7 protein-coding genes are annotated in these 8,916 nt (G+C 71.0%); 1 reads left to right on the forward strand and 6 read right to left on the reverse strand.

Translation table 11 applies throughout. The features are described from left to right. Positions 1–1,061 precede the first annotated feature (1,061 nt). A complete protein-coding gene (locus tag KPL57_RS64085; RefSeq protein ID WP_226359319.1) occupies positions 1,062–2,243 on the forward strand; it encodes a hypothetical protein in 1,182 nt (393 codons plus the stop codon). 252 nt (positions 2,244–2,495) lie between these two features. Here KPL57_RS64085 and KPL57_RS64090 read toward each other — a convergent pair whose 3' ends face one another. The 6 genes from KPL57_RS64090 to KPL57_RS64115 form a co-directional block, all read right to left on the reverse strand. Next, entirely contained in the window at positions 2,496–3,884 is a 1,389-nt protein-coding gene (locus KPL57_RS64090) for a helix-turn-helix domain-containing protein (protein WP_226359320.1), read from the reverse strand. Beyond that, positions 3,881–4,027: a hypothetical protein gene (locus KPL57_RS64095; protein ID WP_226359321.1), complete on the reverse strand. Its 147-nt coding sequence runs from the start codon at positions 4,025–4,027 to the stop codon at positions 3,881–3,883. Before KPL57_RS64095 ends, KPL57_RS64090 begins: the two co-directional genes overlap by 4 nt. A 214-nt stretch (positions 4,028–4,241) precedes the next feature. Continuing rightward, positions 4,242–4,436: a hypothetical protein gene (locus KPL57_RS64100; RefSeq protein ID WP_226359322.1), complete on the reverse strand. Its 195-nt coding sequence runs from the start codon at positions 4,434–4,436 to the stop codon at positions 4,242–4,244. An 87-nt stretch (positions 4,437–4,523) separates the two neighbouring features. Then, positions 4,524–5,663, reverse strand: coding sequence for a C40 family peptidase (locus KPL57_RS64105; protein ID WP_226359323.1), 1,140 nt, complete (start codon positions 5,661–5,663; stop codon positions 4,524–4,526). 11 nt (positions 5,664–5,674) lie between these two features. After that, positions 5,675–7,369, reverse strand: a complete 1,695-nt coding sequence (locus tag KPL57_RS64110) for an ATP-binding protein (RefSeq protein WP_226359324.1) — start codon at positions 7,367–7,369, stop codon at positions 5,675–5,677. Next, positions 7,366–8,916 (reverse strand): SCO6880 family protein (locus KPL57_RS64115; protein WP_308253544.1); only part of this gene is annotated, 1,551 nt, incomplete at its 5' end. The genes KPL57_RS64115 and KPL57_RS64110, both read right to left, overlap by 4 nt.

The following is an 8,916-nucleotide window of genomic DNA, read 5'->3' on the forward strand; positions in this document are numbered from 1 at the left end:
GTGGTTTGTCTACTCACTGGACAAGCACAGAACGTGACGAAGGCACGCGCAGCACCTCCCCGAGCTCCCCGAGCTCCCCCTCCCCGAGCTCCCCGAGCTCCCCGAGCTCCCCGAGCTCCCCGAGCTCCCCGAGCTCCCCGAGCTCCCCGAGCTCCCCGAGCTCCCCGAGCTCCCCGAGCTCCCCGAGCTCCCCGAGCTCCCCGAGCTCCCCGAGCTCCCCGAGCTCCCCGAGCTCCCCGAGCTCCCCGAGCTCCCCGAGCTCCCCGAGCTCCCCGAGCTCCCCGAGCTCCCCGAGCTCCCCGAGCTCCCCGAGCTCCCCGAGCTCCCCGAGCTCCCCGAGCTCCCCGAGCTCCCCGAGCTCCCCGAGCTCCCCGAGCTCCCCGAGCTCCCCGAGCTCCCCGAGCTCCCCGAGCTCCCCGAGCTCCCCGAGCTCCCCGAGCTCCCCGAGCTCCCCGAGCTCCCCGAGCTCCCCGAGCTCCCCGAGCTCCCCGAGCTCCCCGAGCTCCCCGAGCTCCCCGAGCTCCCCGAGCTCCCCGAGCTCCCCGAGCTCCCGAGCTCCCCGAGCTCCCCGAGCTCCCCGAGCTCCCCGAGCTCCCCGAGCGATTCTGTCCGGGGCCGCGCGTTTAGTTGCGCGTCATACTCTTATTTCCCGCTGCGCAAGATCGGAGCTCGAACGTTGCGGTCGTCTGCGGGCGGCGGCTGTCGCTTCATTCGCATGCATTGGTTTGCACGGCGGTAGCTCGATTCAGCGCTATCTGTCTTGTCGCGCAGACCGTGATCGATGATCTTTTTTTGAGAGGGGGGATCAGTCGGGGGAGGTGTGGCCGCGTGGTGGCTCGACGTCGGGTGGATGACGGCGTTTTAGAGAGGCCGGCGCGGGTCAGGAGAAAGGCGCGGGTATCGTGGGTTGAAGCAGCACGCCGTGTCGAGGATGAGGGCCTTTGATGACTGTTCGGGATTTCCCTGCTAGTGCTACGGATCGGTGGGCGCAGCATGCCCGGGATCGTCGCGAGTCCCGTGTTCTGGACGCGCAGTTGGCTCAGGAAGCCGCGGACGCTGCGGTGCAGCGGCGGATCGCTACTGAGGACGCCCGGACCGAACGGCGCCATAACGCTCGCGTCGGCGCGGCGCAATTCAATGCCGAGCAGCGGCAGGCCCGGGTTGATTCACGGCGTGCGGCGCGGGCGCGGGTGTCGGGGTGGGTGGATGCGCATGTGATCGAGTTGTTGATTTATCCGATCGCGGTGCTCTCATTCGCATTGGCCGCTCCGGCGATGGCCGCCTACGGCACCCGGGTCTTCGGCGCGGGCGGTTTCCTTCTGGCCGGGATCACCGAACTCGGGATGTGGGCGTTCGCGATGGCGGTGGTCACCGCCCGCCGTCGCTACCCCGACCGGCCGGTGGCCGGGTTGCAGGCCGGCGTGGTCGTGTTCTCCCTCGGCGCGGCGGGCATGAACCTGCTCCACGGCCTACACAAGGCCGGAGGCGGCTGGGAGACCGGCGCGGTGATGGCGATCGTGTCGGTCGCGGGGATCATCGCCCACCAGCTCACCCTCGCGGGCGCGCCGCGGTCGCGGGCGGAACGCCGCGAGGCGCGGCTCGCGGCCCGGGTCGGGGCGAAGCTGGATCGGGCCCAGCATGCCGCGGTCCGGGACGCGGTCACCGTGATCGACACCGACGGCGCTGCTCGGCTGGTCTACCGCGACGGCACCTACCAGCTCCAGCACCGCCACCTCACCGTCACCTCGGCTGCCCACTCCGAGGAAGCCGCCAGCGAGGCCACCGGGCAGCGTGAGCAGCCCGCGGTGCCCGCACCTCCCATCACCGCCGCAGAGGCAGACGGCGCAGGCGTCGATGTGGTCGCGCCAACCGGTCATGAGACCGAGACCGAGACCGAGACCGAGACCGACGCTGCCAGTGCAGCGACGCTGGTGTTCCCGGTGATCGAGGCTGCTGACAAGCCCGACGGCGAGGAGCCGCCGGGAACGGTGGAGCCCGAATCGGGGGCGACGAAGCTGGGCCAGGCCGAGGCACTGCTGGCCCAGGCGTGGGAACGCGGTGAGGATCTGTCGCTGTCCGAGGTGGACCGGCTGATCGGCGGGAACCGGACCGCGACCAAGGCCAAGCGCAACCTGCGCGGCCGCGGCATCCTCCCGCCCTCTGAACGCGCTAGGACAGCGGCCGGTACCCGGCCCGGTCTGGCGAGTGTGCGCGTGCTGCCGGGCAGCGGCACGCCTGCGTAACCAGCACCAGCGGTGCCCGGACCGGCTGGGGCGTTGCGTGGTGTGTTCATGTGTGCACTGTGCGCGACAGGGGTGTCGTGGGTGTGTGAGCAGGTCCCGGGCTCTACAGCGTCACTGTTGTGGCCCGCTTTGGCCTGCCGGCGGCTCGTGGGCAAGTCGACCCGGACCGCAGCCCGCCCCCCTCGGGGCGGGTGAGGACCGGAAGCGGCGCGGCAGCACCGTTTTCGGCCCGGCACCGTCTTCGGTGCAGCGTTATCGCCATGCTTTCGGGTTGCGGCGTGCTCGTCGGAGGTCGCGTTGGGGCAGGCCGGCTCGGACCTGTGCGAGGAATTCGAGGGTGGCGGGGGAACGCTGGTAGGTCTGCTGGGTGATCGCGGCTTGTGCGGCGAGTCGCTGGGTCTGGCGGGCGGCCCGGGTCGCGGCCGGGGTGGAGTGGTCACAGAACAGAGCCGGGTAGCAGGGGCCGCCGGCGGGGTCGTCGGGGTCGATCACGTGTCCGTAGTCGTCGCATTCGGTGCAGCCGGCGATCCGCTGGCGTGCGTGTTGCGCGGCCTCAGAGCGCTTCTGAGCGGCTTCGGTGGCCTGCTGGGCCGCTTGTGCCTGCATCCGCCTACGGACCGCTCCACAGCCGCCACAGGGCCGATCGTGGGGGTCGGGGACGGCGAGGTGCCGGGCGCAGCGCCAGGTCTCGCGGCGGGCCGGGTCCGGCTCCAGCACCGTCGCCGTCGGGGCGGGCGGTGTCTGCGCCTGCGCCGCGGCGGTAGTGACCAGGTCAGAGACAGCCGGAGCCGCAGCGCCAGCGGCGGCGGGGGGCGGGGTCGGCTCCGGGCGCTGTGCGTCAAGCCCCGTCGTGTCGTCGACGATCACCGGCTGCTCCCCCGACTCGTTAGGCGACTCGTCGAGTCGTGGTTCGGATGTTCTGGTCGAGGGCTCCTGGGGGGCGTCTACCGACGCGACCGGCTCGGGGGCCGGACGAGCGGTGCTCGACCAGACCGTGTCGGGAGTGGTCGCGGTCGCGCGCTCGCGCGCGGCTTCCCCCATGACGGTTCCCTGACGGTTCGGCCCCACCGGGCCTGACACCCCCGGGGGGTGTCTGTGTGACACCCCCCCCGTGTCAGGCTGACACCCCCCCCCAGCCTGCAGATCTTCGATGTTCAGGCCCTCGGACTGGACCGTTCCCGACGCCGCCGGGACACCCACCGAGCCCTCCGCTGGGACACCCACCGAGCCCTCCGCGTCGGGCCCGGTCCCCGGTCCCGGAACGGGGACGGCGACCGAGGGATAGGCGCTTTCAAACAGCGCGTCGAGCTCTTCGATCTCGGCCTGGGCCTTCGCCTGGGCCGCCGCCAGCTCGCGGCGCTGAAGCTCCGAGAGCATCACCCGGTAACCGTTCGAACTCTGCGACCGGTTCGCCCGATACCGACGCACCACCCGCACCAGACCCAGCGCCCGCAACTCCCGGATCGCCCGCTGCACCGTCGACCGCGACGACCCCGTCTTCCGCGCCAACAGCCGAACACTCGGCCAACACACATTCGTGTCGTCATCGACGTTCACGTGATCCGCGAGCGCCAGCAGCACCATCCGCTCCCGACCTCCAAGATCAGACCGGAACACCGCCTCCATCGCCTTGACGCTCACCGCGCACCCCCGCCCAGGACGAGAGCGGCCAGGCCAGCCGGCACAAACGGGGCAACCACCACCGGCAGCGAGTACAGCTGGTCGAGGTCGAGGTCGAGGTCGAGGTCGAGGTCGAGGGGGGTCTCGACGCTTCGGCGGGTCATGGTTAGAGTGCCCCTTGCAGTTGGGACCAGCAGCAGCAGCGGCTAAACCAGCAGCAGCAGCGGCAACGCTGATCATCGGTGGCTGCGGCGCCCTTTCCCTTTGCCAAAAGTTCGGGGGCGCCGCAGTCATGGACTGTGAGCTGAGCGTAGCGGGCCGGGGTCCGGTCAGGATCGCCCGCACCACCTATCCCAGGATCGTGCCGGTCCACCGGGCCTACGCCGCCCGGCCCGTGCTGCGGTGGTCGCCGGCGGTGGGCGTGAGCCAGTAGGTCGCGCAGTCGCTGCAGACCAGTGCCTCGGCCGGGCCGAACATCACCGTTCGCGGTTCGTGGTCGCATGCCGGGCACCGGTAGCCACCAGCGGTGTCGTCCCACCGCAGACCGAGCGCGTCGGTCGTCGGGAAGCTCAAGTGGTTGATCATGATCATGTCGTGTGGTCTCCGTCCTGGACGATGTCGTGTTCGCGGTGAGTGCGACCGGGCAGACGACGGTGTGGGTCATGGCGTCGTGCCTGCCGCAGCAGCCGCAGGCGCCGGCGCGTTGGTCGGTGCGGGCGTGTGGACCCGGCGGATGTGAGTGATGTCACTTTCCCATTCGGTGAGTGGTTGTAGGACGATGCCCCTAGACGTGTCGTAGGCGTTGACGATCAGGCCGTGGCCGACATACATGCCGTTGTGCCGAGGATTCTCACTCGTGCCGAGTGAGCCGGGGATGAACACCAGGTCGCCCGGCGCGATGTCCTGGAGGCGGACCGGTGTCCCGGCGTGTTTCTGGCTGACCGTCCCGGCGGGGAGCGCGACTCCGGCTGAGGCCCAGCTCGCGAGCATGAGTCCGGAGCAGTCGAAGCCGGCCGGGCCGGTCCCGCCCCACACGTACGGTTTCCCGAGCTGGGCCAGGGCGTAGCCGACCGCCGTCCGCGCTACGGGATCGGTGGGCGCGGTGAAGCCCGGTGGGAGCGTCGTCGCATCGACGACACCCGCACCGCCCGTGCGGAGTCCGGCGCCGCCGGAATCGGGGCAGGCATAGACCGTGGAAGCGAGCTGCGTGTTCGTGGCGACTGAGCTGTCGGTGCCCGGTGGTAGCGGTACCGGGTTGTCCTCGCCGACCCACAGCTGCTCGACCAGCGCCGCGGCCGGGCCTTCTTGCGGTGCGTAGCGGTCGGGGAACGCCGAACGCTGCACCGCCTGCGCAGCCGTCCCTGGTGCCATGCTCGCCCAGCCGGGCAGGGCGATCAGGCGGTCGAGGAAGGAGTCGGTGGCCGCGACCGGATTGAGCACCCGGGCGGGCGGGCCCCAGCCCTGGGACGGGCGTTGCTGGTAGAGGCCGAGGGAGTCCCGGTCGCCGTAGGCGATGTTCCGCAGCTGCGATTCGACGATCGCGGTCGAGACCGCGATCACCGCCGCCCGCCGCGGTAGCTGTCGTTCTACGATCCGGGCGACGATCGTCGCCGCGTTCTCAGTCTGCTCACCCGTCCAGTCGACACCGTCCACAGTCTGCCCGCCGCCGCCGAGTCCCCCGTCGGGTCCGCACCCGAAGCGGCCTCCGGCGATCCCGAGCGCCGCTACGACGGCGAGCCCGCCGATCGCGGCGGTCACCAGCAGCACCACCGACACCCCCAGGCCGCCCGCGACCAGCACGCCCCGCCCCACTACCGGCCCTCTTCGGTCAACGTGTCGTTGACACCGTCGATCCCAGGGACGGTGCCGTCGGCCTCGCCGCGCTGGCCGCCGATGTCCGGGCCGCCGGTGCCGTTTGTGCTGTTCAGGGCCTCGACGCGAGGGTCGGTGCGCATGCCGGCGTCGGTGTCGAAGATCGTTTTTTCGGTGCCGGACAGGACGGTTTGGATTTTCATGCCGGGCCGGTTGTCGAGTTTCCACAGTGCCCGGCCCTGGGCGGCCATGGCCCATCCGGTGATCGCGGCCTGCTCGGTGCTCGACAGGCCGAGTTGGTCGGCGAGGTCGTCGGTGATCGCGTCCGATTGGCCGAGCAGGATTTTCGTCGAGCACAGCGCGAGGAAGTCCCGCGCGATCGCCGCCTCGTGCGATCCGGCGGCGCCGACGGCGTGGAGGTCGGAGGGCTGGTGCATGATCAACAGTTGGATGGTGCGATCACTGCGGGACAGGCGTAGGTCGGCGTTGATGGCCTGGACCGCGCGCAGGCCCAGGCCCATCTGGCGCCAGACCTCGTCGCGGACCACGATCCGCGGCGCACCACCCGCAGCCCCGCCGGCGCCGTCGCCGGCGGTGTTGTGCAGGGAAGTCAGCATCGACGACCACATCCCGAGACAGGTCAGGGCGACGTTCATGGCTTTGTCCCCGAGCGGATCGAGGCGTGAGAGGTCCATGGACTGGATGGGGGCGTCCCAGTCGAGGTCGAAGTTCGTCTCCGCATCGAACAGCCCGGCCAACGAGCCGGTGACCAGGTTCGACAGGGCGTCGGTGACGGAGCGGGTGGCGGTGGTGAACTCGGTGCGGTCCGCGAACCGGGTCCCGGTCCACAGGTCGGTGTCGGGGTCGGCGAGTAGTCCGGTGACCTGCGGGATCGTCACTGGGCGGAGCTGGTCGCTGCTGTGGTCGGCCCCGACCAGCTGGCGCAGGACGGCGTGCAGGACGTACTCGTCGGTCACCGACGGGACGTGGCCCTGGGCCGCGGCCAGCGACAGCAGCAGCCGGTTCCAGCGCCCGAGGATCACGTCGAGTTCGCGGCGTTGCCGCTCGGTGCTCCAGGCCGGCCAGTACGTACGTAGCGGTCCGAGGTCCAGGGCGTTGAGTCGGCGCGGTGACCCGGGGCCGAGCGCGATCGGTTCGATCCCGAGTGCGCGCAGCACCGGCGTGTACTCGCCCTTCCGGTCACCGGAGATCAATGTTTTGAAGCCGAACGGCATCATCCGCAGGCAGAACGCACACACCGTCGAGGATTTCCCCCGCCCGGGCTTCCCGAAGATGATCATGTTCGGGTTGGTGACGATCTTTCGCAGGACCCATTCCGGTGGGTGGGTGTAGAAGGAGCCGCCGGTGGCGACGTCGTAGCCCATCCGGGCACCGACGGCGGGGACACCGTGCGCGGCCAGCAACGGGAACAGGCCGCCGATCTGGTCGGTCGTGGCCCGGAACACCGGCAGCCGGCGGGCGGCATCCACCGGGGCCCAGCCGCGGCCGTGGGTGCGGTGTCCGCGGCGCGGGTCGAGGTTCCAGGCGATGCCGTCATCGAGCCGGCCGGTCTCCGGCGGCGCCGGAACCGCGAGTTGTTCGGGTGTGAGGTCGGTGAACGCAGTCAGCAACTCGCCGGTGCTACGCGACACCGGAGCGCTCCGACGACGCCCCCGCCAGCTGAACGTGGTCATCGTTGCCACCTGCGGTTCGGCAGCCCGGGCAGCCCGTAGCCGACCGGGAGACATGCGGCGGCGAACGCGGCGTCCTGGGTGAGTTCCAAACGGAGGAGGCCGAAGCGGTCGGCGGCGTCGTTCTCGATCCCGGCCGCGGCGTCCTCGATGCCCCAGTCCGCCCAGTCCGACGGGACCGTGGTCGCGGCGGCGATGGTGTAACGGACCAGGGCGTGCCCGGCCGCCACAGCGGCCTCGTGGGCGTGCCCACCAGCGTGACGCTGCTGATCCTCCACCGTCGTCCCGAAACCGCGAGTCGCCTTCAGGTCGGCGATCAGGGTGTCGCGGAACCGGGTCCGGGCGACGTGTCGGCGGGCATGGGACGGATCGAGGACCTCGTAGTGGATCTGCAACGACCGCCGCTCCCCCGCCCGCCGCACCGCCAGCAGCGGGCCGAGGGACCCGAAGCTCGTGCCGCCGACCGGTGGCTGCACGGCATAGGCCACCGTCGCGAATCCGTCGTGGGCGTAATGCCGCGCCGCCGGGGTCGGCGCCAGCACCGGCCCGGCCATCGACCACGACAGATGCCCGGCCCGGTCCGGGCGAGTCAGCTGCTGATGCCGCAGATGCGCTGCGGCGGCCGGATTGAAACCGGTCCGGACCGCTTCAGCGACACCGGCGGAAGACAGCCAGGTCACCTCAGTGACACCGATACCGCGTAGCGCGTCGGCGACACCGTCCAACACGCGGTAGAGGGCATACGCGCGGCCCGCCACGCCGCCGCCGGCGGCTTTCGCCGCCCGGCGTAGTGAGTGCTCGGTCCCGCACACAGTCACGAACAGCTCCGTTCGCACCGACGCGGCGGCCACAGTCCGGTCGATCTCCGCAGCGATCTGCCGGGTCAGCTCGGGGGCGTCGTCGACCTCGTGCTGTTCGCGCCACAACGCATAGTCGGTGCCGTCATCGGGGACGGTGCGCACCAGCAGCGACACTCGGTCGATGACCTCGCGGTGCGCGACGCCGATCAACATCGTCCCGAGCTGCGCGGCCAGGCCCTCGGACTCGCCCGCCGACGCCATCGCCACCCCGGAGTGCGTGAGCCGCCCGGTGATAGCCCACCGACCGTCGACGCTGTCCTGGATGAGACACAGGCGCTGGTCGGCCAGTGGTGGGCCGTCGTGGAACCGGAACCGGGCCAACACGCCCGGCAGGTCCGGGGCGTCCGGGTCGTCGGCGCGCCCGGCCGCGGCCTTCGACTGCCACGCAGCCCAGCCCATCACAACTCCTCCTGCTGTGAACATGCACAGGTCAACCAGCCAGAACAGTGCGGGCCGGCCGCGGATCGGGACCGTCACCAACACCCACACACCGGCCGCGACCAGTAGCCAGCCGAACGCGGCCGACCACCGCCCCGCCCCGACCGCCACCACCACCGGCACACACGCCGCACCCACCACCACGGCTTGGCCGGTTGACAGGCCCGCGAGCCATCCGGCGCCTTCGCGGTGGTGCAGATTCCGATACATCCGCCCGGGCTCGGTCGTGGTCATCGGTCGCTCCGGTGTCCG

The sequence above is a fragment of the Pseudonocardia sp. ICBG601 genome, assembly GCF_020496245.1.